We start from the raw sequence: 22,431 nt of genomic DNA, 5'->3' as shown, positions 1-22,431 counted from the left end.
GAGCTGGGTTTAGACCGTCGTGAGACAGGTCGGCTGCTATCTATTGGGGGTGTTACGGTATCTGACGGGAACGTTCGTATAGTACGAGAGGAACTACGAATGGGTGCCACTCGTGTACCAGCTGTCCGAAAGGGCACGTGCTGGGCAGCGACGCACCACGGGGTAAGAGCTGAACGCATCTAAGCTCGAAACCCACCTGAAAAAGAGATACCACCGAGGCCACTCGTAGAAGACGAGATCGATAGACTCGGGGTGTACGCACCAAGGCAACGAGGTGTTGAGCCCGCGAGAACTAATCGGCCAAGCCACACACTCATACACTACATCGCATTGGATCCGTGACGCGTGAACGGGTCCGGACGCAAACTGGACTACACGTACACTCGGTCTTGGACACACCACCGATATTGGCATGATCGCGGTTCGATTCCGTGAATCGGCGTTACGGCGGCCATAGCGGCGAGGTGCCTCCCGTACCCATCCCGAACACGGAAGATAAGCTCGCCTGCGTTTCGGTCAGTACTGGAGTGGGCGACCCTCTGGGAAATCTGATTCGCCGCCACCATTCATACTCACTTTCACCCCCGAACAGCCACTGCTATCCAGTGGCCGTCGGGGGTTTCTGTATTTATAGCGTACTTCGATCCGATACAAGTGCTGATCCGTACCGCTATGCTTAAACGAACGCAGTAACAACGCTAAAACGCGCCAAGGTGGCAGAGTCCGGCCGAACGCAGCGGCCTGCAGAGCCGCCCACCGCCGGTTCAAATCCGGCCCTTGGCTTTTCCGTTTTCAACGATGGCAGCTATCGGTTTGATCCGTTTATATGACGAGTGACTTCCTTCGAACAGTCGGGTCTCTCGTACTCGCTTCACGCAGAAGACTACGATCTCTCTACATACAGTGCCGTCGGTCCAGTTGTTAGTAGCAAAACACCTCACAGTCTGGGCCGGGCACGATTCGAATACACGATCGCTCCGCTCGCGCCGTGTGTTTCCTGCGTTCAGATCACGACCCCCGCTCCGCTCGTCACGAACTGTTCCTCGCAGAAGCGGGCCGGGCGCGATTTGAACACGCGACCGTCTGGTTAAAAGCCAGACGCTCTGCCAAACTGAGCTACCGGCCCTGTGTTCCCTACTTTCGGTGAGGAGCGGTTAAACGTTTCTTTCTTCGTCGCGCGGGACTGCTATTCGAAGTACTGTTCGAGTGCTTCGGTGACGATCCGGCCCGGATCGACGTCATCGACCGATGCACGACGGCGGAGGTCGCGATAGGTCGTTGGCGAGAGGGTAAGACTGAGTTCGCCGAGGGTAACACCGTGATCCGCGAGGGCATGTTCGATGGAGTCGCCGTCGTTGATCATACTGGCGACGCTTCGGACGTCGCGGACTGTAAGGTCACCATCGAGTGTTGCCCAGGCCAGAAGCAGCCGTGCTTCGCCGCCGACGCGGGCAATGTGTTTGGCAGCTGTCGGCGCGATTTGTCCGATCGCGACCTGTTTACGTACCGAGCGCGGCAGATCATGGACTCGAGCCCACTTCCGAATAAAGGAGACGGTCGCTTCGCCGCCGGCACGTTCGGCGGCTGCCTTGTAGGATCCCTCGCCGCGAACGAGTGCCGCGCAGGCGGCTGCCCCGCGGAGCATGTACAGGTGGTCGTCGTTGGTTGCACCGCCCGCAAACTGGCGGACGATCTCGGCGGCGTCCGCGAGGCTCTCGGGATCGTCGGGATCGAACTGGACGGCCTCGCGAGCGTGTGTTCCCGCGACCGACTCGTCGCCCCGGATGACCGGTGCGCCGACGGGTGATTCTCGGTCCGTCGGGATCGAACGACCGTTTTCACCGCGGCGGGAGGAACGATCTCCGGACCGGTTGTCAGTCATGCACTTGAATACGGGAGTGACGGTCAAAAAGGTCGTTGCCGTGGCGAAATTCTCGCACTACTCTTCGCGCTTCTCGGCGAGGTGTTCCCAGATTTCCGTACAGCCGGCTCCTTCTTCGATGTCGTCGAGGTGGGCGTCGTCGCGCTCTTTCGTCTCCTGCTCGAGCGGTTCCGGTTTGCATTCGGCTGCGTCTGTCATGGGACACCCTTTGGACCACGACGGGATAAGTATCGCTTCGGCTGCAAGCGATACCCGCGCTCTGTCTTATGGGGTGATTATGCCGCTATCTCCGACGGGTCGGTCGATCGAAACCGATCGTGAGTCGCCGAGCGATGTGGTGCTGCGGGGCGATGATGTACTCGTCTTATCCCGTGGCTCGAGTCACCACCAGTGCGGAAGGGAACTAACGGCTCCGCACTGGGGCCACGAACGCGAGTCTAGACGGTCACAACGGGACCGATAGCCGTCTCGGATGGGAACTCCCGGATCTCGACATCGGCAGCGGCGGCCGTCGTGGACCGTCGGCCGCAGTATCGCTCGTTTCTAACCGAGTCGGCGTCGAGTTCTCTCGAGCCGATTGGGGCAAAAACGGCCGGTAGGTAAGGCACGAACGCCGTCTCTGGTCGATGGTTCGTGGTCGGGCTGGTGGCTTTGGCACTGTTCGGCATTCGATCGAGGTCGACGACCCGGCTGATCCGTCGGGCGGTGGCTCCCAGCAACTCTCGCGCGCGGTGGGTACGCGGCCGGATGGAACGGTCGGTGAGCGGGTTCGGTTCCGGCCCTTCGGAGGCGGTGGCCGAACCCCGAGATCGATACGGTGGACGAGTAGTATAAGTCGACTCGGCGAATTGACCCGACTGACATGTCCGATCGATTGCTGTCGGTCACTGCGCGCACGACGCTCGATTACGTCGAGGGGAAGGCAGTGGGCGAGACGTTCGAGTGGGAGTCGATCGCCGTCGTCGACGCAACGGCCGATCGGGAGGATCCCGAGCGCGTCCGGCTCCGGCTCGAATTCGACAACCTCTCGGAGGAGTACATCCCGAAGCACATGGAGGATCTCGAGTTGACGGCCGAACAGGCCCGGACGCTGGCCGCGGACCTCGAGAAACACGCGACTCGGGTCGAAGAGGCGACGAAAACGGAGTCGTGAGCGCCTGCCGTCGCAGGCTCTCGTCTTTTTCGCCCAGCGGGTGAACGAGCGACTGGTTCACGATGAGTATGGAGACGATCCACGACCTGTTCGAACACGGCCTCGAGGACATCTATCACGCGGAACACCAGCTGCTCGACGCGCTCGAGGAACTGGAGTCGAATACCGATCGCGACGAGATCGCACAGGCGTTTGGGGATCACCGCGAGGAGACACAGGGACAGATCGATCGGCTCGAGGAGGTCTTCGACAGTTTCGGCGAGCCGCCGGAGAAAGAGGAGTGTGAAGGGGTCGAAGGGCTGCTCGAGGAGTACGAGGAGTTCACGGCGATGGAGCCGGACCAGGCGGTGATGGACTATCACAACATGGCGGCCGCCGAGAAGACCGAACACTACGAGATCGCGGCCTACGGGAACCTGATCCCGCTGGCCGACCAGCTCGGGATGGACGAGGCGGCCGATCTCCTCGAACAGAACCTCCGTGAGGAACAGGAAGCTCTCGAGGAGTTGAAAGAATTGACCGAGGAGTTCGAGATGGGTGCGATCCCAGCGGAGTGAGTCCCGTGACGGACGACGCCGCCGCGGACGACGAGCAGACCCAGTACGGCGGTACCGAAGACGCGGAACCGACGACCGATTTCGACGGGGACGACGAAGACGCCGAGGAGTAGGCGGTCGGCCCCGGCTCGAGCCGGTCGTATCGTCGGCTTGCTTCCGGGACGCGTACGGCTTTTACTGTTCGGCGTGTAACTTCTGGTTGTGACGACGTTCGCGCCGGAGGACGGCGAACGGGTATCGATCCGGCCCGCGGAGCGGGCGGACCTGCTCGCGGTCGTTCGCATCGAGAACGACTCGTTTTCCCAGCCCTGGCCCTACGACGCCTTCGAACGCTTTCTCGGTAATCCCGGGTTTCTGGTCGCCGAAACCGACGGCGAGATCGCTGGCTATATCGTGGCCGACGTGACCCAGCAGATCGGCCGCGCACTGGGTCACGTCAAGGACATCGCCGTCCATCCCGACCACCGCGGTGCCGGCATCGGTTCCGCACTGTTGTCCCGATCGCTCGGCGTCCTCGCGGCCCAGGGGGCAGGGACGGTCAAACTCGAGGTGCGCCGGTCGAACGACGGGGCCAAACGGCTCTATCGGGAGTTCGGGTTCGAGCCGCTCCGCCGGGTGCCGGCGTACTACGGCGACGGCGAGGACGCGATCGTGATGATCCGCAAAGTGGAGTAGCGGGACGTTTTACCGTCTGCGGCCGTATCTCCGGGTATGGGATACGCCTGTCCGGTCTGTGATGCCGAGGAGGCAGACGCGGTCCATCTCGCGAACCATCTCGCCATCACCGCATCGCTGGGCCGCGAGGAACACCGCAAGTGGCTCGAGGAGTACGCGCCCGATTGGGCCGACTGTAGCCCCGAGGAACTCGGGGCCCGCGTCAGTCCGCACGCCGAGGAGATCGACACGCCGGAGTTCGAAGGGAGCGGTCACGATCACGGCCACGGTCGCGAACCGGGCCGTCCCGACTCGCTCGAGGGGGCGGTGAGTCGACAGAGCCGCGGCCCCGGTCGCGGCGACCTGACGGCCGAAGCGGCGGACGTTCTGCAGGAGGCCGCCGAGTTGACCCGCGAGATGCAGACCTCGGACGGGGACGAGGGGGCCGACTCGGCGGACGGCGCCGACGGGAACGAAAACGCGTAACTGCCAGTCGGTCGACCGTCCGAATATGCACTCCGAGGGGACGTTCAGTTTCGAGTCGGCCGCCGAGGCGCGGGAACGCTACGAGTCGGTCGGACCCGCGGCACAGACGGTCGTCCGCGAGGTCGCGAAGGCCATGGAATTCGATCGTGAAGAGTACGACGACCGGGTCACCGGCGACGTCGTCGAAACGGCTCGAGACGCTCTCTTCGCCAATCTACTTGAGGTTCACGTCGGATCTCGCGAGGAGTACGAGGAGTGGCGCGAGGGGTACGACGGCGAGGTGACTGAAGTCGGCCACGAGGACGTCGACCGCGTCGTCTGGCACGCGGGACCGGACGGTACGGCCGTCGCCGCGACCTTCCAGAACGAGCCCGAGGCGGCGGTCGCGACGCTCCGTCGGCAGGCGTTCGGGCGGGTGTACCGGGACGTAGTCGACCGGTCCTGAGACGGTTCGTGGCTCGACGAACGACCATCTATTACGGCCTCGAGTCCGCAGTGATAGCCGATGACTGTACCCGACGAGTGGGCGTTGCTCGAGGAGCGAACCGAGTACGAGACGAGTTGGTACGACGGCGGTTACGACTTGCTCGAACAGCCCGACGGAACCGAAAAGCGCTACTACTGGGCCCAGCTGCCGGACGCGGTGGTCGTGGTCGCGCGGGTCGACGGGGGCGTTCTCGCCGACGCGGACGGCGACGGCGATCACCTCCTGTTCGTCGAGCAGTACCGGCCGACGATCCGCGAGACGCATCTCGAGTTGCCGGCGGGGATCGTCGAGGGCAGCGAGTCCTACACGACGGCGGCGGCCCGCGAACTCGAGGAGGAGACCGGCTTCCGGCCCTCGAGTACGGCCCTGCTACAGGAGTACGCCGTCGCGACGGGCGTGTTGCGCCACGACCGCGGAATCGTCTACGCCGAGGGACTCGAGCCGGGTGAGCGGGAACTGGACACCAACGAGTTCCTCGACGTCCGGACGATCCCGGTGAGCGAGGCGCTCGAGCGCGTCCGCGAGGGACCGACGAACGACGCGACTCTCTCGGGGTTGTTGTTGGCGAAGGAAGACGGCGTCCTCTGAGACGGACTGTCGAAATCGGTACGACGGGCGATTGCAGGGGATCTGTCGGGCCGTCGAGGGCCCAAACCCCGGTTCTTATTCGCGTCGATGCCTATCGTTCCGGTAATGGACGGCGAAATCTCCCCGGATGAGGTCAAGGAACTCGTAGAGGACGACGCGGACGTTCGGATCGTCGACATCCGCGACGAGCGGAGCTTCGACCACAGCCACATCCCCGACAGCGAGAACATTCCGTTCGATCGGCTCATGGACCGGCTCGAGGAACTCGAGGGCGAGGATCACATCGTCACGGTCTGTCCACACGGGAAGGCGAGCGTCCAGGCGGCCCAGCTCATCGGCACCTACGAGGGGACCGCCGACGCGCGCGTCGAGAGCATGGCGGGCGGGCTGGACAAGTACGGGATGAAGTTCGGGCTCGTCCGCGAGGATGACGGCGAGGACGACGAGGCCGAGCAGGAATCGCCCTTCTAACGCGGCCTCGATCGTATCGACTCGACCGATAGCGGTGGCTCTCAGTGGAGCGACGCGAAAAACGGATACTGAAGCGGCGACGCGGTCGTGGGTTCGGAAGTCGTCTCAGAGCATCGCGGGCATCAGGCGACGTTGAAGCCGCGGTCCCGAAGGAACTCCTCGATGCGGCCAGTGTGGTTGCCTTGGAGTTCGATCTGGTCGTCCTCGACGGTGCCACCACAGGCGAATTTTGATTTGAGATCCGACGAGAGACTGTCCAGATCGACGTCCTTCGGATCGAATCCTTCGACGATCGTTACCTCTTTCCCGTATCTGCGCTCGTCAATGCGGATGTTGAGTTGCTGTTGGCCCTTGGCCACGTCCTCGCAGACGCAGAGTTCCTCGGGCAGCCCGCACGTCGAGCAGACTTCCGACATTACGTTCGTTGGTATGAAACGGGCATATTAAACACTATCGGGACCCGCATGCCTTCGCGTGGTTCTTTTTCAAGGGGCGAGCCGGAGACGCGGGGAAATCGCGGTCGCTCTCCCCACTTCCGGAATCATCTGACCGTGGACACCCGGAGTCGCTGTCACTCTCGACGGCCGATCACCGGGAGCCGGTCCCGGGCGAGATCGTCGACGACTGCGATCGCCGCGTCGGCGTCCTCCCTGTCGACGCCCCCGCCATAGGTCGCCCGTTCGTAGGCCTCGAGGATGCGCTCGAGGCGCGGATCCGTCGGCGGCTCGCCTTCGGTGGCGGCCGCGGCAAGGGCCGTCAGATACGCCCGGGCCGATTCCGAGCGTCGTCGGGGCCGGTACTGTCGGGCCAGCAGGCGCTCGAGGCGCTCGAACGCGCGTTCGGCGTCCCGGTCGGGATCGCGCCGGGGGCCGTGCCAGTAGACGCCGATCTCCCGCCGGAGTCGCGCCAGCGCGCCGGTCCGACGCGCCCCCGCAGCGAGGCCGACAAGCGCCACCACCCCGAGCGCGACCGACTCGCGTGCGATCGCCGAGAGGCGCTCGAGCCAGGATCGCTCGTCCCCGCCGTCGACGGTGGTGCCGTTGAACGACGTCTCGGGGTCGTCGGTGTCGTTCGTAGCGTTGTTCTCGGGTTCCGTGTCGTTTTGGGGTTCCTGCACGTCGGACGGGTCGTTCGGTTCGGTTCCGTTCCCGTCAAAGGGGTCGGATCCGTCCCCATCTCGTGGCTCCTCGTCCGTTCCGGGATCGCTCCCGTCGATTGGCACGTCGGCGCTCTCGTCGGTGTCGGCGTCGTCGTTCCCGTTTGCGCGGGCCTCCTGCAGGCGGTCGGTGTGGACGTCGCTCCGAGTACTGCTCGGCGTCGGATCGAACCGGACCCAGCCGTGATCGGGGAAGTAGACCTCGACCCAGGAGTGGGCGTCGAGCCCGCGAACGACGTAGGTGTCGTCGTCGACCTGCTGGCCGGTCGTGTAGCCGGTGACGTAGCGGGCCGGAACCCCCTCTTCACGGAGCATCTGGGTCATCGTCGTCGCGAAGTAGACGCAGTAGCCCGCCTCCATTTCCAGCAGAAACTTCTCGGCGACGTTGCCCGAGGGCTGGGACACCTCGAGCGAATAGCGCTTCGTCGACTCGAGGGCGTCCTCGATCGCGACCGCTTTGTCGTAGGGGGTGTCGGCGCCGGCAGTGATCTCGTCGGTTCGGCCGCCAAAGGCGCTCGAGGTGTCTTCGGGCGTCTGGAGGTACGTGTCGGTGATTCCGTCCGGGTAGTCGGTCCCCGCGGCTCGAAGCGCCGCCGGGCTGGGATCGACGACAGCGCTCTCGACCGTGTAGCTCTCGCCCGGCTGGAGCGGCGTTTCGGGTCGGGGTTGGCCGTGTCTGGAGACGGTCGTTCGCCGCGTGACCTCGCCGCCGAGATCGACCGGCTGGGCGGCGACGGGCATGATGCCCAACTCCGTCTCGGCGGTGACCGTCTGTGTGACGGTGTCGCCGCCGCCGGGGGGTCGGGCCAGCTGCCCGTCGTATCGTCTGTCCTGACCGGTCCGGACCCACTCGTCGCCGGTGAACCGATCGTAGACGCCCGTCCGCCAGTAGCTCGGCTTGTCTGACTCGACGGTGAACCTGACTTCGGGCGAGAGATCCACCTGTCCCGAGATCCCCGAGCGCTGGGGTGCCGAGTCGATCGTCGCCTCGAGGGTCCCGGGTTCGCCCTGTGTCAGGTGTGTCGGCCCCGTCGGCTCGCCGGGGACGACCGAGACCGACAGCGAGAGCGCGACGGTCACCGCGAACAGGACCGCGAGCAGGTCCGCCTGTGCGATCGAGCCGCCACGGTGGCGGAGGTCGCCGAAGGCAACGGCACCGATGGCTGCGAGGGTGCCGGCGAGCGCGGCCGGTGTCCCCGCGTCCCCGGTCAGAACGAGAAAGCCCAGCGCCGCGCCGCCGGGGACGACGCTGGCGGCGTACCGGCCCCGGGCGGCGAGATACCACGAGAGGAACACGGGGGCGGGCGCGAACCCGAGCGTCCAGGTCCCCGCCTGCACCATTCGAAGCAACGGGAGCCCGGTCGCGAGCGCGACGGTATCGGAAACGAGCTGGTCGGTCGCCGTGAGAACGGTACCGAGTTCGACGCCGGCCGACGTGAAGTAGTAGGCGAACCCGATCCCGGCCCCGACCGCGGCGACCATCGCCGCGGTCCGTGGGCGGATCAGCCCCGCGAGGACCGTCGCCGCGGCGAGGCTCAGGCCGACGATCGCCAGCAACGATCGACTACCGCCGACGACCTGTGTCACGCCGTACAGGACCGAGACGTACGACGCCGTCAGGGCCAAGACGCAGCCGAGTGCCAGCCAGCGGGCGACATCGACCGTCCCGTCGGTATCGATCGCGACCGTCCGCTCGCCGGCGTGGCTCGCGGTCTCCGTCCTCATACGCTCACCCCCGATCGATTGCCGGGGTCGGGATCGACCGGCCCGTCGTCTCCCATCCGGCCCGAACGATCCGTGCTGAACAGCCGATCAAAGGGGATCTCCCGGCCGTCGACCGTGATCGTCGTCCCGGTCGACTCGGTCCGGACCACGACGTCGGCGTCTCGGCGCTCTTCCTCGGGGAGTTCACCCGGTTCGGCGACGGCGAGCAGTCCGAGCAGGTCCCGGTGATGGGCACGGCCCGTTCCCGGTGGCTGTCTCGCGTCGGGCGTGACGAGCCCGACCGTCGCCCCCTGCTCGAGGAGGGCGGTCGCGACGCTGGCGGCGGCCGACGCCATCTCGTCGACCCCGTCCTCGCGGTCGGTCGGGTAATCGGCGGCGATCGTGATGGCACCGACCGCGTCGTCGTCGGCGTACTCCGTGACGACGAGGTCCTCGTCGGGGCGTTTGGCCGCGCTCTTCCAGTGGACGTCGGCCATCGGATCGCCCCGTTGGTACGTCCGGAGATGGTCGAACTCCTCGCGGGTCCGTCGGTCGGCGACGCTGGCGAGCGTCCGCCGATCGACCGCGGGGCCGCCGTCGAGGGCCCGAACCCGGGGATAGACCAGGACCGTCGCCGTCTCCTCGTACTCGAACCGCCGTTCGACCAGGCCGACGACGTCGCTGACCACGATCGAGAGCGGCCCGACCCGATGGCGGCCGCGCGCCTCGAGCCGCAGGTCGTAGGCGAACGTCGCCTCGCCGTCGAGGGTCGTCTCGGCGTGGGGTGCCGTGATCGCCGAGAGGCCGTCGCCGACGGTATCGGATACCGTCGCTGCGACGGCGCCGTCGGTTTCGATCGCGACCGAAACCGTTCGTTCCTCGCCGATGAACCCCTCGGCGAGCGGACGGCGGGTCACGCGGGGCCGTTCGGCGCGGGCGATCACGACGGTGCCGGCGAGGAGGACGACGAGCAGCGGGACGACAACGGCGTTCAACGCACGCGGCCCGAACCGCCAGCTCATCGCGGCGGCCGCGAGGACGACGGCGACGGCGACCCAGCCGCGGCGCGTGAGTCTCATTCGACGGGGACGCGCTCGAGTGCGTCCTCGACGACCGCGATACCGTCGCGGTCGCGACCGTTCGTCTTGATCCGATGGCCCAGGACGACCCGCGCCTCGGTCTCGACGTCGTCGGGAATCACGTACTCCCGACCGTTGGTGACCGCCCGGGCCTGGGCCGCCCGCAGCAGGGAGATCGTCCCGCGGGGGCTGACGCCGATGTGGGCGTTCTCGCGGGTGTACGCCGCCAGCCGCGTGACGTACTCCCGGACCGGCTCGGCGACCTGTACCGTCGAGACGGTCTCGCGGGCGGCGACGAGGGTCTCGCGGTCGGTCACCGCTTCGAGGGACTCGATGGGGTGATCGCCGACGGTCCGGCCGAGCAGTTCGGCCTCCTCGTCGGGGTCGGGGTAGCCCAGGCGGAGCTTCTTCATGAAGCGATCGACCTCGGCGAAGGGCAACTCGTAGGTCCGGTTGGGCTCGACGGCGTTCTGGGTGGCGATCACGGTAAACGGCGTCGGCAGCTCGCGGGTCCGGCCGTCGGTGGTGACCTGCTCTTCCTCCATCGCCTCGAGCAGGGCCGCCTGCGTCTTCGGCGGCGCGCGGTTGATCTCGTCGCCGAGGACGATGTTGCCGAAGACGGGGCCGGGCTGGAACTCGAACTCGCGGGTCTTCTGGTTGAAGACGTTGACGCCGGTCACGTCCGTCGGGAGGAGATCGGGGGTGAACTGGACCCGACTGAACGAGCAGTCGACGGATCTGGCGATCGAGCGCGCGAGCATGGTCTTGCCGACTCCCGGCACGTCCTCGAGCAGGACGTGGCCGCGGCCGAGCAAGGCGGTGACGACGTGTTCGACGGCGTCGTCGTGCCCGACGATGACGTCGGCGACGTTTCGCTCGATGTCGTCACAGAGCCGTTCGACGGTGTCGATCCGGAGGGTATCGCCGTCGGTCGGCGGATCGGTACTCGCGTCCGGCGTCGGATTGGCATCGGTCATACTCTCGTCACTGGCCGCGGGGAGGCGGGCGACTCGGCCGTTACTACGACATCCGGCGCTCCGAGACATATGTTTTGTGTCACGGGAATTAATACTCGTATGAGACGTATCGGCGGCCGGTCGACCGATCGTCGCTCGAACCCGTTGATCGACGGTGCCGAAGCTATCCGGCTAGCAGTCGGAAAACGATACCTCCGTTCGGGACGACCTAGAGCCGCTCGACGTTAGTCGCGCGTGGCCCCTTCTCGGCCTCCTCGATCTCGAACTCCAACTCCTGCCCCTCCTCGAGGTCAGGACCGCCGATGTCCTCCATGTGGAAGAACACGTCCTCGTCCGCGTCGTCAGTTTCGATGAAGCCGTAGCCGCCAGTGTCGTTGAAGAAGTCGACCGTACCTTTCGCCATTGCACGTGTACAAAGCCGCGACGAAGATATAAAACTTCGGGAGCCCGCCCGCAGGACACCCTCGAGAAGCCGGTCGTTACCGCCGGCAGTCGCCGATTACCATGATTTGCAGTCCGGACAGACGAGGTCGCCGTCCGCGCGCCAGACCCGGTCGACCGCGGTCTCACAGTGGCTGCACGTGTACGTTCCCCACGCGTACGTCGAGCGGACGCTCGCCCCATCGCCGGGACTCGCGTCGTCGCTCCCTGACTCCGTCTCGGCTCCGGCCCCGTCGCCGCCCGACTCGGTGGCCGTTTCCTCGTCGCCGAACGCCGAGAGCGTCGCGTCCTCAGTCACGGGCCGATGTTAGAGCGGGAGCGGCTTAATCGCTCCGACGATGCTGTGTGGTCGACCGGCCGGGCGGGACCGGCACGGACAAGTAGCCCCGATAACAACCCCCGCATATGGACACCATCACACCGTCGAACATCGTCGTGGACAACCTCACCGAGATGACCGAACTCTTCAGTGACGTCGCTGCGGGGGACGGGCTCGCGCCGTTGCTGGTCCTGATCGGTGGCCTCCTCGTCGTCTTCTCGCTGGCCGTCTTCGGCGCGCTCACCCTCGGCGCGGTCGGTGACCTCTTTACTGCGAACTGACTGCGAGTCGCTTTTCAGCCGTCGGTACTCACCCGCGCCAGCGCCTCGCTCGCCCGTTCGACCGCGTCCTCGAGGTCCGGCCCCAGTGGCGAACCGACGACGATCCCGTCGACGTGTTCGAGTGCCGCCCCGAACCGGTCGGCGACCGTCTCGGTCGTCCCGGCGATACAGAAGGCGTCGATCATCGCCGGCGTGACGCGGCCGAACGCCTCGGGCAGGTCACCCTGCTCGAGGGACTCGCTCACCGCACTCGCGGCCTCCCGGTCGATGTCGTGGCGCTCGAGGACCGGCTCGGCGGCCCCGCCGACGATGAAGGCGACGGGTGGCCGGGCGGCCTCGCGTGCCTCGCTCTCGTCGGCGGCGACGCTGACGCTGGCGAACGCGAGCGACTCGAAGTCGCCGTAGTCGTCGGGCCGTTCCGCGAGCCCCTGTTCTACCTGCCCCGCGGCCCACTCGAGGTCCCGCGGATGGGCGGCGTTTATCAACACGCCGTCGGCGTGTTTCGCGCTCATTCGGAGCATGTGCGGGCCCTGTGCGCCGACGTAGATCGGTATCTCCCCGGCCGGCTCGAGGTTCAGCGAGGCGTCCCGCGCGGTGAAGGTCCCCTCGTGGGTGACCGTCTCGCCGTCCCAGAGGTCCCGCGCGAGGTCGAACGTCTCGAGGACGCGCCGGAGCGGGCTGTCGCGCTCGATACCCAGGTTCGACAGCGAGGAGCGATCGCCGGCACCGACGCCGAAGACCGCCCGCCCGTCGCTGACCTCGTCGATCGTCGCGGTCTGTGAGGCGAGTTTCACGGGGTGGGTCTCGTAGGGGTTGACGACGCCCGGGCCAAGCTGCAGGTCGTCGGTGGCGTCGGCCATCCGCGAGAGGACGACGAACGGATCGCGGTTGAAGTAGTGGCCGCTCGCGAACGCGACGTCGAACCCCTCGTCCTCCGCGAGCCCGGCCAGATCAGCGAGCCGATCGGGCGGGTGTTCGGGCGTGAGTTCGATCCCCCAGGTCGGCTGACTCGAGTCGTCGCTCATGCGTCGCCCCTCCACTCCCGCAGCGCCTGTCGAATCAGGTCGTCGTCGACCGACCGGAAGAGTTCGTCGCTCCCCTCGTGGTCGCCGAACTCCCAGTCGTGGACGACGACAGCCGGGGTCCCGCCCGCGCCCTCGCCGGTCACGAGGTTCGCGGCGGCGGCGAGTTCGTCGATCACCGACTGGACGGTGACGCCGAGTTCGTGGCCGTCCCGGTCCGCCTCGCCGCGCCAGTCCCGGCTGGCTGGCAGCCCGGCCCAGCCGATCGCGACGCCGGTCTGTCCGTGCCGGAACGGTCGCCCGCAGGTGTCGGTCACCACGACGCCGACGTCATCGTAGCCCCGCGCCGCGAGCCCCGAGCGGATCCGCTCGGCGCTCTCGCTCGGCTTGCGCGGCAACAGGAGGATGTCGTGACCGGGCACGTTCGAGCGGTCGATCCCCGCGTTCGGCGCGATGTGGCCGAAGCGCGTCTCGGCCAGCAGGAACGGACAGTCGATCAGCAGCTCCGAACTCTCCTCTAAGACCGCCTGTGCGAACCGCGGGTCCTTCTCCTCGCCCGCGACCGATTCGATCCGGTCGGCGATCTCCTCGGCTCGCCCGCTGACGGGATACTCCTCTAAGTCCGCCGTCCGACCCTCGGCCTTCGAGACGATCGTACTCGCGACGGTGAGTACGTCGCCCGGCTCGAGGTCGACCCGATCCGCGACGAGGGCGGCGATGTCGTCGCCGGGGCGGACCTCGGGCAGGTCCGCCACGCCGTTGAGTTCCATACCGGTGGGTGGGGAAGCGGCGTCAAAAGGGCACCGTCACCGGAGAATGGAGTCACTGATGGTTGGCTCGAGAGCGATTCTGACATTTTCCACGGGGAAGCCGACACCATCGGCGCGCTCTCCGGTCTCACCGCTATACTGCTGATAGAATAATCGACATTCTCTATAGGTGTAGTTTAATATCTGAAAGTACGACATCAATATCAAAAAGATGGTTCCGAACGCGGTACGCTTCCCTCAGATCTTGGCTTCCCTGTTCCTTCTAGCGAGTACCGCTATTCTCTACGAGCCGTCACAACCGCTCTCTCTCAAACTGCTGTATTCGGGGCTGGTGATCTCGTCTCTCCTGCTCGCAATAGAGGGGCCGAAAAAACATCACATGCATTTCTCATTGGGAATTCCCGTCGTACTATCCGGCGGTGTCATTCTCTACACGGACGAATTACCAGCGGTATATGCTCTTCTCTCTCTCGTAGTCGGTGCATATGCGATAAAGTTGGGACGGGACGCTCTGAAGCGCAGTTCCGACGCGAACCGGTCGTCCGCTTGACCTCTCTCGGAAACTCCTGCGTTCGCGAACGCGTTGACAGCGGTCGGGCTGCCGTTCGACTTTCCGACCGCTTGGAGGCGTACGATACTCGAACCCCTACTCCTCGCGCTCCTCGGGGTCGCCGTGCCCGCCGCCGCCGGGCGTCCGCACGGTGACGGTCGTCCCGGCGTCGACGTCGACCGTCGTCTTCGCGGGCACCGCCTCGCCGTCGATCAGGTTCTCGCCCGTCGCGCCGTCCCCGCCGCCGGCGACGCCCTTCGGCGCGTGGCGGCGGCGCTCGGTCAGCAGCGACACCGTCGCCGGCGTTTCGACGGTCACCGAACGCTCGAGGCCCTCGCCGCCCCGATGGCGGCCGCGACCGCCGCTGCCCTCACGGAGCGCGTAGCGCTCGACCCGCAGCGGGTACTCCGTCTCGAGGGACTCGACGGGCGTGTTGAGCGTGTTGGTCATGCCGACCTGGACGCCGTCCATGCCGTCGCGCTCGGCGCGCGCACCGAAGCCGCCGCCGATCGTCTCGTAGTAGGCGAAGGAGCCGTCCCGCGCGCCGATGGTGAGGTTGTTCATCGTGCCCTGTCCCTGCGCGGGGACGCGATCGGGGGCGGCCTCGGCCAGCGCGGTGAAGACCACGTCGGTGACCCGCTGGCTGGTCTCGACGTTGCCGCCGACCACGGCGGCGGGCGCGTTCGGATTCAGTAGCGATCCCTCGGGCGCGCTGACGCGCACCGGCTCGTAACAGCCGTGGTTCGGCGGGATCTCGGGGTCGGTGAGACAGCGCACCACGAAATAGACGGCACTCGTCGCGACCGCCAGCGGTGCGTTGAGGTTGCCCGCGACCTGCGCGGCCGTTCCCGAGAAGTCGACGTCGATCGACTCGCCGTCGATCGTCACCGCGACCGCGATTTCGACGTCCTCGTCGGTCACGCCGTCGCCCTCGAGGACGTCGGTCGCCTCGTAGGTCCCGTCGGGCAGGGCCGCGATCTCGTCGGTGAGCCGCTCGCGCGAGTAGTCGATCACGGCGTCGAACCCCGCGAGGACCGTTTCGCGGCCGTGGTCGTCGAAGAGGTCGGCGAGTCGCTTCTCCGCGCGTTCGTTGGCGGCCTGCTGGGCGCGCAGGTCCGCCCGGCGCTCGTCGGGGTTGCGGACGTTCGCGAGGACGAGCGACCGGACCTCCGTCCGGGGCTCGCCGCCCGCGACGAGCCGGGTCGGCGGGAGCCGGAGCCCCTCCTGGTAGATCTCCTCCGCGCCGGCGGGCATGCTTCCGGGGGTCATCCCGCCCACGTCGGCGTGGTGGGCTCGAGAGACGGCGTAGCCGACGATCTCCCGATCCCCGTCGCCGTTCTCGCCCTCGGAACCGGCTTCGTCCCGATCGGGGGCGATCGGCGAGACCATCGTCACGTCCGGCAGGTGTGTGCCGCCGGTGAAGGGGTCGTTGAGGACGAACACGTCCCCCGGCCGTGGGTCGTGTTCGCGAACGGCCGCGACGGCGGCCGGCATCGCGCCCAGATGGACCGGGATGTGTTCGGCCTGTGCGACCATCCGCCCATCGGCGTCGAACAGCGCCGTCGAGCAGTCCCGCCGTTCCTTGATGTTCGGCGAGTACGCGCCCCGGATCAGCGTCTGGCCCATCTCTTCGGCGACGCTCTCGAGTTGGTTACGCAGGACCTCGAGAGTCACCGGATCGATACCCCCGCTCACGTCCGTCATCGCGACTCACCTCCGCTTGTCATGACGAGCGTTCCGTCGGCGAGGATCTCGCCGTCCCAGTTCGGGGGGACGACCGTCGTACTCTCCGCCTGCTCGAGTACCGCCGGCCCCGGGACCGACGCGCCGGTCTCGAGTCGCTCCCAGTCGTACACCGTCGTCTCGCGTGCGCCGGCCTCGGGGAAGTGTGCCTCTCGGGTGCCGACGACGGCAGCACCGCTGCCCTCGTGGCTGATCCCCGGTTCGGTCCCCGGAATCGTTGCCGTCGTACGGAGGTTGACGACCTCGATCGATTCGTCCATCGCGTAGCCGTAGGTCCGCTCGTGGGCCTCGTGGAAGCGGTCTGCGACCGCCGCCGCGTCGAACGTCTCGCCGACGGGGACCGTCAACTCGAAGCTCTGGCCCGCATACCGGCAGTCGGCGGCCCGCTCGACTCGTGCCGCGTCCCGATCGGACGCGTCCGCGAGGACGTCGGCCACGAGGTCGTCGTAGACGGCCTCGAGCATCGTCGGGTCCGCGCCCTCGAGGTCGACGCCGACCGTTCGTACGGCGTCGTAGCTCTCGTCGGCCGCGAGCAGGCCAAAGGCCGACAGCACCCCGCCCGGTCGCGGAACGACGACGCGATCGACCGACAGCGAATCGGCCAGTGCCGCGGCGTGCATCGGTCCCGCACCACCGAAGGCCACGAGCGCGAACTCGCGGGGGTCGTGGCCGCGCTCGACGGTCACCGAGCGGATCGTCCGCGTCATCGTCGCGTTCGCCACCCGGTAGACGCCCTGTGCCGCCTCGAGGGGTCCCTCGAGGCCCGCTTCGTCGGCCAGTCGGCCGAGCGCATCGCGGGCTGCCTCGACGTCGAGGGTCATCTCGCCGCCCAGTGCGGTCTCGGGGCCGATGTAACCCAGTACGACGTTGGCGTCCGTGACGGTCGGTTCAGTCCCGCCACGGCCGTAGCAGGCAGGGCCGGGCCGGGAGCCCGACGATTCCGGGCCGACACGGAGCGCGCCGCCCGAATCGATCCACGCGATCGAGCCGCCGCCCGCGCCGACGGTGTTGACGTCGACCATCGGCGTCCGGATCGGCAGTCCGTCGATTTCGGCATCGGTCGTCCGTTCTGCCCGACCGTCCCGGACGAGGCTCACGTCGCTCGAGGTGCCGCCCATGTCGAAGGTCACGAGCCCCTCGACGTCGTCGTCGTCGACGGTCGCCGCGGCACCGACGACGCCGGCGGCGGGGCCTGACAGCGTCGTCGTGACGGCATGTTCGCACACGGTTTCGGGATCGGCGATCCCACCGTTGGCCTGCATGATCCGCGGTGCGGGGATGCCGGCGTCGCCGGCCTCGTCGACCAGCTGGCCGACGTAGGTATCGATCGCTGGGCGGACGTAGGCGTCGACCGCGGTCGTCGACGTCCGCTCGAACTCGCGAAACTCCGCGAGTACTTCGTGGGACGCCGAAACCGGCACGGCAAGTTCCTCGCGCAGCGTCTCGGCGACCACCCGCTCGTTTTCGGGATCCGCGTAGGCGTGCAACAGTGCGACTGCGACCGCCTCGACGTTGCGCTCGCGCAGCGTCGCCGCCAGCTCGCGGACCTCGCTCGCGTCGACCGGTCGCTCGAGGCCATCGGCGGTCGTCCGTTCGTCGATCTCGAACCGCCGGTCGCGGGGCACCAGCGGCTCCGGCTTCTCGGCCTCGAGATCGTACAGATCGGGCCGGTCCTGCCGGCCGATCTCGAGGACGTCACGGAACCCCTCGGTGGTCACGAGCGCCGTCTCCGCGCCGCCGCGCTCGAGGAGGGCGTTGACCGAGACGGTCATCGCGTGGGCGAAGCCGTCGATCTCGCCGGGCTCGATGCCGGCGTCGTCGCAGGCCTTCTCGATCCCCTCGAGGACGCCGACGTGCTGGGGGTCGGTCGAGGGTACCTTCGCGGTGACGAGCCGGTCGTCGAGCGAGAGCGCCACGTCGGTGAAGGTGCCGCCGACGTCGACGCCGATCCGGGTGTCCGATCCGGAGTCGGCGGCTGTTCGTTCGGGAGGTCCCATCGATACGCGTCGGATTGTGCTGCCGTCGGTTTATAGTTCGTCCATCGTTCGATACTCCCGCTCCCGTTCTCGAGACGAACCGACCGCTCCGGTTCGATGCTCGATCGCAAGGGTGCCGTCGGTCACGGTGGCGACGAACATCGTCTCGCGAGTCGTGGGCGCAGCGCCGGTGGCGCTCCCCGGATTGAGTATCCGGACGCGATCCTCGTCGGCCGGGCGAGACTCGTCGAACGTGACGGTCTCGTCGACTACTGCGTGGGTGTGACCGGCGACGGCGACGAGCGTCGTGTCGGCGTCCGCGCCCGCTTTCTCGCGGGCCGTCTCGACGACTCGTTCCCGCCAGCTACCCGACGATCCGTCGCCGTGGGTGACGACGAACGTCACACCGTCGACCTCGAGGGTGGCCGTCCTCGGCACGTCGAGCGTCGCCGGATCCACGTTTCCCAGCACGGCAGTCAACTCGCCACCCGCGAGGTCGACGAACCGCTCGTAGGCCCCGACCGACTCGAAATCGCCGGCGTGGATGGTGTGGTCGGCGGCCTCGATCTCGGTGACGACCCATGCGGGAACCTCCGACTCTCGAGTGGGGACGTGGGTATCGGAAACGATTGCGAGACGCGTCATGGCCGTCCGTTCGGCCGCCAGTTCAGAAAAGCGTTCGTCAGCGGCCGACCCGTCGTCCGTCCCGCTCGAGTCGTGCTGAGTCGCCGCTCGCCTCGCGGACGGGTTCGGGGCGAGTCCCTCGCGGTCCCAGTGGCGCGTTCGAAAGCGACACGTTCCCGGTCGCCGTGGGCCATCGTATGTGCCCGGACACCGATACCCCGAGCGACGACCCGGCTCACGTCGTCACCGCGTTCCTCCGCCATCGGAGTGACGTTCTTTGCTTGCGCCGCAGCGACGCCGTCGGCACCTACCGGGGCCAGTGGGGCGGCGTCTCCGGGTTCGCGGAGGGCGACCCCGACGAACAGGTCCGCACGGAGATCCGCGAGGAGACCGGCCTCGAACCCGGCGAGACGGTCTCGTTCGTTCGGTCCGGACGGCCGGTCGAGTTCGAGGATTCCGATCTCGAGCGCGAGTGGGTCGTCCACCCGTACCTGTTCGACTGTGACACCCGCGAGGTCGAGTTGAGCGAGGAACACGACGCCGCCGAGTGGGTCCCGGCGACTGCGATCCTCGAGGACGACCGCGAGCCGGTCCCGAAACTGTGGACCGCCTACGAGCGGGTCGCACCGACGGTCCGGTCGATCGCGGCCGACGACGAACACGGGGCCGCATACCTCTCGCTGCGCGCGCTCGAGGTACTGCGCGATCGCGCGGGGCTGCTCGTCGCGGAACGGGGGGAATCCGGAGCGGATCCCGTGGGCGAGCGGGACGAACTCGCCGAACTCGCCGGCCGACTGCTCGAAGCCCGCCCGTCGATGGCCGTCCTCCGGAACCGGGTCAACCGGGCGATGGCCGGCGCTACCGGGGCCGACGGCGACGACTGGGGCGCGCCCGCCGTCCTCGAGTCGGCGCTGTCGACGATCGACCGTGCCCTCGCGGCCGATACCGAAACCGCGGCGATCGCCGCCGATCGGCTCGGCGGTAGCGTCGCGACCCTCTCGCGGTCGGGGACCGTCCTCGAAGCGCTCGAGACGGGCGATCCATCCCGGATCTTCGTCGCGGAGTCCCGCCCCGCCCGCGAGGGGATCGACGTCGCCGAACGGCTGGCGGCGACGACCGATTGCACCGTGACGGTCCATACCGACGCGGCCGTCGCGGCCGTCCTCGCGCGTGAAGACGTCGACCGGGTCGTCGTCGGTGCCGACACCGTCCTCCCCGACGGCTCGGTGGTGAACAAGACCGGGACCCGCACGCTCGCGGTCGCCGCCGCTCGCGAGGGGGTCCCGGTGTCGGTCGTCGCCGCCACGGCCAAGGTCTCGACCAGCGAGGCCGTCAACCTCGAGTCCGGCGACCGCTCGGCCGTGTACGACGGCGACGCCCCGATCGACGCCCTGAACCCGACCTTCGACGTGACGCCGGCCGACTGCGTGACCGAGGTGGTGACCGAGCGCGGGGTACTCGAGCCCGCCGAAATCGAGGCCGTCGCAACGGAGTTGCGCGATCTCGAGACCTGGCGCGACGACGGGGCGTCGACGGAGCGGGAAACGACAGACCGAAACCACTCGGTGGAGTAATGCCAACCGGCGGCCGTGACGAAGAGTTACCCCCTCCGAGCCCCTTGTGACGAGGGTTTTCCCCCGAGCCGCCACTCATTCGTTCCGAACCGCCTTCCGGGTGCCAAACGTTCAACCCCGATTCTCACGTAGCGACGCCCATGAAGTTCGAACTCGAGCGACTCGGGATTCACGAGTCCGTCGGCGACGTCTTTCCGCCGGCTGAACTGGCCGACTACCTCGCCGACCTGCCGGTCGCGGTGTCGGTGATCGGCGACGACGGGATCACCGCCTGCGACGCGGTCGTCACCCTCGAGTATCGCGAGGCCGTCCTCGAGGTTGACTGGGTTCATTCGATCCAGGCGGGGGTCGATCGGTTCCCGTTCGACGCCTTCGAGGATGCGGGCGTAGTCCTGACCAACAGCACGGGGATCCACGACCGGACGGTCGGCGAGACGGTCGCGGGCTATCTCCTCATGTTCGCCCGCCGGTTGCACGATCACGTCGCGAACCAGCGGGAGCGTCGCTGGGACCGCCCCGAATGGGATGCGGCCTTCACGCTGCCGGGATCGACGGCCTGCGTCGTCGGCACCGGCACCCTCGGCAAAGGCGTCGCGGAGACGCTGGGTGCGCTCGGCGTGGACCTGCGGGGGGTCCGGCGCTCGGGCGATCCGGTCCCCGGTTTCGACGAGGTCTACGCCAACGACCGGCTGCTCGAGGCGATCGCGGACGTCGAGTTCGTGATCGTCACCGTCCCGCTGACCGACGAAACGCACCACCTCTTCGACGCCGCGGCGTTCGACGCTATGCGCGACGACGCCTATTTCGTGAACGTGGCCCGTGGGTCGGTCGTCGACGAACCGGCGCTGATCGACGCGCTCGAGGCAGATGCCCTCGCCGGCGCAGCGCTGGACGTCTTCGAGGAGGAGCCGCTGCCCGAGTCGTCCCCGCTGTGGGGGATGGACGAGGTGATCATCTCACCCCACTGTGCGGCCTATACCCGCGACTACTTCCGTGACATCGGCGATATCGTCCGCGAGAACGTCGATCGGCTCGAGACCGGCGAGGCGTTCCACAACCGCGTGGTCTGATCGCGATTACGAGGTCGATGGCCGAGAGCGCGGCTCGAGCGACTGCGAGAGTCGCGTGATCCGGGGGAGGGCAGGCGCTTACCCGATACCCACCGTGAGCGAACCCGAAGGGTGAGCGAGCGGGCCGACAACTGATGTGAGTGACTGAAAGGAACGAACGGAAGGAGGAGTGCTTTTGATCGAAATTTTGCCGAGGGCGCGGCTTCGGCGCGCCCGCAGAGCAAAATTTCGTTAGAAAAACTTGAACAGGTCGTCCCGCTGTTGCTCGTGGAGCTGGTTCCGGACGGCGTCGTTGAGCGGCTCGAGTTGGCCCTTTTTCGCACTGATGGGGGCGATGGTGTCTTGCCACTGTTTCCACGGCGGGTAGAGGCCGAGCCGATCACAGAGCGCGTCGAGGCGCTCGTCCTCGTCGTCGACCTTGTCCATCTTGTTGACGGCGACGACGGTGGGGATATCGAGATCGCGCAGGAAGTGAAACATCTCGACGTCGTAGGGGATCTCGTCGGGGCCGGAGTGGCGGTCGATGATGTCGATGACGCTTTTGCCGTCGACGACGAGGACGGCGACGAGGATGTTGTCGGCGTAGTCCTCTAAGTAGTGGACGATCTCGGTCTTGATCTCCTCGCGGAGGTCCTCGTCGACGCCGCTCATGAAGCCGAAGCCGGGGAGGTCGGTGATGACGAAGTCCTCGGGGGCCCAGTCGTAGTGGTTGGGCGAGCGGGTGACGCCGGGTTTGCCGCCGGTGTCGAAGCTGTGGCCGGTCAGTTCGCGCATGAGCGTGGACTTGCCCACGTTCGAACGACCGACGAGGGCCACCTCGGCGTCCCGGTTCGGTCGCGTATCGAACTCGATCATGGCCATCCGTAG

General features: G+C 67.2%; 24 protein-coding genes, 2 tRNA genes and 2 rRNA genes. 13 read left to right on the top strand and 15 right to left on the bottom strand.

Features of this window, described 5'->3' with window-relative positions:
- From ACSBP4_RS12315 to ACSBP4_RS12305, 3 genes are all read left to right on the top strand, one after another.
- Positions 1-316: ribosomal RNA gene (locus tag ACSBP4_RS12315) — 23S ribosomal RNA — on the top strand; the annotation flags it as partial.
- Between the two features lie 127 nt (positions 317-443).
- Positions 444-565: ribosomal RNA gene (rrf, locus tag ACSBP4_RS12310) — 5S ribosomal RNA — on the top strand.
- Positions 566-707: 142 nt separating this feature from the next.
- Positions 708-783: transfer RNA gene (locus ACSBP4_RS12305), tRNA-Cys, on the top strand.
- Between the two features lie 269 nt (positions 784-1,052).
- Here ACSBP4_RS12305 and ACSBP4_RS12300 read toward each other — a convergent pair.
- The 3 genes from ACSBP4_RS12300 to ACSBP4_RS12290 form a co-directional block, all read right to left on the bottom strand.
- Positions 1,053-1,126: transfer RNA gene (locus ACSBP4_RS12300), tRNA-Lys, on the bottom strand.
- Positions 1,127-1,186: 60 nt separating this feature from the next.
- Complete coding sequence (locus ACSBP4_RS12295; RefSeq protein WP_006648119.1) at positions 1,187-1,882, bottom strand: DUF7119 family protein; 696 nt, start codon at positions 1,880-1,882, stop codon at positions 1,187-1,189.
- A gap of 57 nt (positions 1,883-1,939) precedes the next feature.
- Positions 1,940-2,080 (bottom strand): hypothetical protein, encoded by a 141-nt coding sequence (locus tag ACSBP4_RS12290; protein WP_006180461.1) that lies wholly within the window; start codon positions 2,078-2,080, stop codon positions 1,940-1,942.
- Between the two features lie 664 nt (positions 2,081-2,744).
- Here ACSBP4_RS12290 and ACSBP4_RS12285 point away from each other — a divergent pair.
- The 7 genes from ACSBP4_RS12285 (at position 2,745) to ACSBP4_RS12255 (ending at position 6,278) form a co-directional block, all read left to right on the top strand.
- Positions 2,745-3,035 (top strand): DUF6360 family protein, encoded by a 291-nt coding sequence (locus tag ACSBP4_RS12285; protein ID WP_435552369.1) that lies wholly within the window; start codon positions 2,745-2,747, stop codon positions 3,033-3,035.
- Positions 3,036-3,097: 62 nt separating this feature from the next.
- A complete protein-coding gene (locus ACSBP4_RS12280) occupies positions 3,098-3,592 on the top strand; it encodes a DUF892 family protein (protein ID WP_049965583.1) in 495 nt (164 codons plus the stop codon).
- A 201-nt stretch (positions 3,593-3,793) separates the two neighbouring features.
- Positions 3,794-4,267, top strand: coding sequence for a ribosomal protein S18-alanine N-acetyltransferase (gene rimI / locus ACSBP4_RS12275; protein WP_049965584.1), 474 nt, complete (start codon positions 3,794-3,796; stop codon positions 4,265-4,267).
- A gap of 36 nt (positions 4,268-4,303) precedes the next feature.
- A complete protein-coding gene (locus tag ACSBP4_RS12270; protein WP_049965586.1) occupies positions 4,304-4,732 on the top strand; it encodes a DUF5810 domain-containing protein in 429 nt (142 codons plus the stop codon).
- A gap of 25 nt (positions 4,733-4,757) precedes the next feature.
- Positions 4,758-5,177, top strand: coding sequence for a DUF5809 family protein (locus ACSBP4_RS12265; protein ID WP_006648109.1), 420 nt, complete (start codon positions 4,758-4,760; stop codon positions 5,175-5,177).
- 60 nt (positions 5,178-5,237) lie between these two features.
- On the top strand, positions 5,238-5,807 hold the full coding sequence (locus ACSBP4_RS12260) for an NUDIX hydrolase (protein ID WP_435552368.1): 570 nt from the start codon (positions 5,238-5,240) through the stop codon (positions 5,805-5,807).
- 105 nt (positions 5,808-5,912) lie between these two features.
- Complete coding sequence (locus tag ACSBP4_RS12255) at positions 5,913-6,278, top strand: rhodanese-like domain-containing protein (RefSeq protein ID WP_049965589.1); 366 nt, start codon at positions 5,913-5,915, stop codon at positions 6,276-6,278.
- Between the two features lie 122 nt (positions 6,279-6,400).
- On the opposite strand, the gene yciH is transcribed toward ACSBP4_RS12255, so the two are convergent.
- The 6 genes from yciH to ACSBP4_RS12225 all read right to left on the bottom strand — a co-directional run bounded on the left by yciH (position 6,401) and on the right by ACSBP4_RS12225 (position 11,933).
- On the bottom strand, positions 6,401-6,694 hold the full coding sequence (gene yciH / locus ACSBP4_RS12250) for a stress response translation initiation inhibitor YciH (protein WP_006180453.1): 294 nt from the start codon (positions 6,692-6,694) through the stop codon (positions 6,401-6,403).
- 155 nt (positions 6,695-6,849) lie between these two features.
- Positions 6,850-9,159, bottom strand: a complete 2,310-nt coding sequence (locus ACSBP4_RS12245) for a DUF3488 and transglutaminase-like domain-containing protein (protein WP_435552367.1) — start codon at positions 9,157-9,159, stop codon at positions 6,850-6,852.
- Positions 9,156-10,217 carry a DUF58 domain-containing protein gene (locus ACSBP4_RS12240; protein WP_435552366.1) on the bottom strand — a complete coding sequence of 354 codons (1,062 nt, stop codon included), beginning with the start codon at positions 10,215-10,217 and terminating at the stop codon, positions 9,156-9,158. Before ACSBP4_RS12240 ends, ACSBP4_RS12245 begins: the two co-directional genes overlap by 4 nt.
- Positions 10,214-11,194 (bottom strand): AAA family ATPase, encoded by a 981-nt coding sequence (locus tag ACSBP4_RS12235; protein ID WP_435552365.1) that lies wholly within the window; start codon positions 11,192-11,194, stop codon positions 10,214-10,216. The genes ACSBP4_RS12240 and ACSBP4_RS12235 overlap by 4 nt, the downstream gene beginning before the upstream one ends.
- 208 nt (positions 11,195-11,402) lie before the next feature.
- Positions 11,403-11,597, bottom strand: coding sequence for a cold-shock protein (locus tag ACSBP4_RS12230; RefSeq protein ID WP_006648103.1), 195 nt, complete (start codon positions 11,595-11,597; stop codon positions 11,403-11,405).
- Positions 11,598-11,693: 96 nt separating this feature from the next.
- On the bottom strand, positions 11,694-11,933 hold the full coding sequence (locus tag ACSBP4_RS12225) for a DUF7573 domain-containing protein (RefSeq protein ID WP_006648102.1): 240 nt from the start codon (positions 11,931-11,933) through the stop codon (positions 11,694-11,696).
- A gap of 107 nt (positions 11,934-12,040) precedes the next feature.
- On the opposite strand from ACSBP4_RS12225, the gene ACSBP4_RS12220 reads away from it, so the two are divergent.
- Complete coding sequence (locus ACSBP4_RS12220; RefSeq protein ID WP_006648101.1) at positions 12,041-12,235, top strand: hypothetical protein; 195 nt, start codon at positions 12,041-12,043, stop codon at positions 12,233-12,235.
- Positions 12,236-12,249: 14 nt separating this feature from the next.
- Here the strand turns inward: ACSBP4_RS12220 and ACSBP4_RS12215 are convergent, their stop codons facing one another.
- The 5 genes from ACSBP4_RS12215 to ACSBP4_RS12195 form a co-directional block, all read right to left on the bottom strand.
- A complete protein-coding gene (locus ACSBP4_RS12215; protein WP_435552364.1) occupies positions 12,250-13,260 on the bottom strand; it encodes a 5,10-methylenetetrahydromethanopterin reductase in 1,011 nt (336 codons plus the stop codon).
- Positions 13,257-14,027: a coenzyme F420-0:L-glutamate ligase gene (locus tag ACSBP4_RS12210; RefSeq protein WP_435552363.1), complete on the bottom strand. Its 771-nt coding sequence runs from the start codon at positions 14,025-14,027 to the stop codon at positions 13,257-13,259. Before ACSBP4_RS12210 ends, ACSBP4_RS12215 begins: the two co-directional genes overlap by 4 nt.
- A 646-nt stretch (positions 14,028-14,673) precedes the next feature.
- Complete coding sequence (locus ACSBP4_RS12205) at positions 14,674-16,281, bottom strand: hydantoinase B/oxoprolinase family protein (protein WP_435552362.1); 1,608 nt, start codon at positions 16,279-16,281, stop codon at positions 14,674-14,676.
- Positions 16,278-18,317, bottom strand: a complete 2,040-nt coding sequence (locus tag ACSBP4_RS12200) for a hydantoinase/oxoprolinase family protein (RefSeq protein WP_435552361.1) — start codon at positions 18,315-18,317, stop codon at positions 16,278-16,280. Before ACSBP4_RS12200 ends, ACSBP4_RS12205 begins: the two co-directional genes overlap by 4 nt.
- Before the next feature lie 30 nt (positions 18,318-18,347).
- A complete protein-coding gene (locus ACSBP4_RS12195; RefSeq protein WP_049965600.1) occupies positions 18,348-18,941 on the bottom strand; it encodes a metallophosphoesterase family protein in 594 nt (197 codons plus the stop codon).
- Between the two features lie 176 nt (positions 18,942-19,117).
- On the opposite strand from ACSBP4_RS12195, the gene ACSBP4_RS12190 reads away from it, so the two are divergent.
- Entirely contained in the window at positions 19,118-20,494 is a 1,377-nt protein-coding gene (locus ACSBP4_RS12190) for an NUDIX domain-containing protein (RefSeq protein ID WP_435552360.1), read from the top strand.
- 140 nt (positions 20,495-20,634) lie between these two features.
- Positions 20,635-21,564 (top strand): D-2-hydroxyacid dehydrogenase, encoded by a 930-nt coding sequence (gene ddh / locus ACSBP4_RS12185; protein WP_435552359.1) that lies wholly within the window; start codon positions 20,635-20,637, stop codon positions 21,562-21,564.
- Positions 21,565-21,795: 231 nt separating this feature from the next.
- On the opposite strand, the gene engB is transcribed toward ddh, so the two are convergent.
- Positions 21,796-22,419 carry a GTP-binding protein EngB gene (gene engB, locus ACSBP4_RS12180; protein ID WP_049966877.1) on the bottom strand — a complete coding sequence of 208 codons (624 nt, stop codon included), beginning with the start codon at positions 22,417-22,419 and terminating at the stop codon, positions 21,796-21,798.
- Positions 22,420-22,431 lie beyond the last annotated feature (12 nt).

This window comes from Natrinema sp. CGMCC1.2065 (assembly GCF_051225675.1).
In the GTDB taxonomy this organism is placed as follows: Archaea; Halobacteriota; Halobacteria; order Halobacteriales; family Natrialbaceae; genus Natrinema; species Natrinema thermotolerans.
The sequence above is the reverse complement of the archived record's forward strand: the minus strand, read 5'-3'. Positions and strand labels throughout refer to the sequence as shown.

Coding starts and splice junctions, on each gene's coding strand:
- ACSBP4_RS12200 (WP_435552361.1), bottom strand. CDS start 18,317: ATGGGACCTCCCGAACGAACAGCCGCCGACTCCGGATCGGACACCCGG.
- ACSBP4_RS12295 (WP_006648119.1), bottom strand. CDS start 1,882: ATGACTGACAACCGGTCCGGAGATCGTTCCTCCCGCCGCGGTGAAAAC.
- ACSBP4_RS12205 (WP_435552362.1), bottom strand. CDS start 16,281: ATGACGGACGTGAGCGGGGGTATCGATCCGGTGACTCTCGAGGTCCTG.
- ACSBP4_RS12290 (WP_006180461.1), bottom strand. CDS start 2,080: ATGACAGACGCAGCCGAATGCAAACCGGAACCGCTCGAGCAGGAGACG.
- ACSBP4_RS12260 (WP_435552368.1), top strand. CDS start 5,238: ATGACTGTACCCGACGAGTGGGCGTTGCTCGAGGAGCGAACCGAGTAC.
- ACSBP4_RS12215 (WP_435552364.1), bottom strand. CDS start 13,260: ATGAGCGACGACTCGAGTCAGCCGACCTGGGGGATCGAACTCACGCCC.
- ddh (WP_435552359.1), top strand. CDS start 20,635: ATGAAGTTCGAACTCGAGCGACTCGGGATTCACGAGTCCGTCGGCGAC.
- yciH (WP_006180453.1), bottom strand. CDS start 6,694: ATGTCGGAAGTCTGCTCGACGTGCGGGCTGCCCGAGGAACTCTGCGTC.
- engB (WP_049966877.1), bottom strand. CDS start 22,419: ATGATCGAGTTCGATACGCGACCGAACCGGGACGCCGAGGTGGCCCTC.
- ACSBP4_RS12270 (WP_049965586.1), top strand. CDS start 4,304: ATGGGATACGCCTGTCCGGTCTGTGATGCCGAGGAGGCAGACGCGGTC.
- ACSBP4_RS12285 (WP_435552369.1), top strand. CDS start 2,745: ATGTCCGATCGATTGCTGTCGGTCACTGCGCGCACGACGCTCGATTAC.
- ACSBP4_RS12265 (WP_006648109.1), top strand. CDS start 4,758: ATGCACTCCGAGGGGACGTTCAGTTTCGAGTCGGCCGCCGAGGCGCGG.
- ACSBP4_RS12220 (WP_006648101.1), top strand. CDS start 12,041: ATGGACACCATCACACCGTCGAACATCGTCGTGGACAACCTCACCGAG.
- ACSBP4_RS12195 (WP_049965600.1), bottom strand. CDS start 18,941: ATGACGCGTCTCGCAATCGTTTCCGATACCCACGTCCCCACTCGAGAG.
- ACSBP4_RS12255 (WP_049965589.1), top strand. CDS start 5,913: ATGGACGGCGAAATCTCCCCGGATGAGGTCAAGGAACTCGTAGAGGAC.
- ACSBP4_RS12235 (WP_435552365.1), bottom strand. CDS start 11,194: ATGACCGATGCCAATCCGACGCCGGACGCGAGTACCGATCCGCCGACC.
- ACSBP4_RS12230 (WP_006648103.1), bottom strand. CDS start 11,597: ATGGCGAAAGGTACGGTCGACTTCTTCAACGACACTGGCGGCTACGGC.
- ACSBP4_RS12240 (WP_435552366.1), bottom strand. CDS start 10,217: ATGAGACTCACGCGCCGCGGCTGGGTCGCCGTCGCCGTCGTCCTCGCG.
- ACSBP4_RS12190 (WP_435552360.1), top strand. CDS start 19,118: ATGTGCCCGGACACCGATACCCCGAGCGACGACCCGGCTCACGTCGTC.
- ACSBP4_RS12245 (WP_435552367.1), bottom strand. CDS start 9,159: ATGAGGACGGAGACCGCGAGCCACGCCGGCGAGCGGACGGTCGCGATC.
- ACSBP4_RS12210 (WP_435552363.1), bottom strand. CDS start 14,027: ATGGAACTCAACGGCGTGGCGGACCTGCCCGAGGTCCGCCCCGGCGAC.
- ACSBP4_RS12280 (WP_049965583.1), top strand. CDS start 3,098: ATGAGTATGGAGACGATCCACGACCTGTTCGAACACGGCCTCGAGGAC.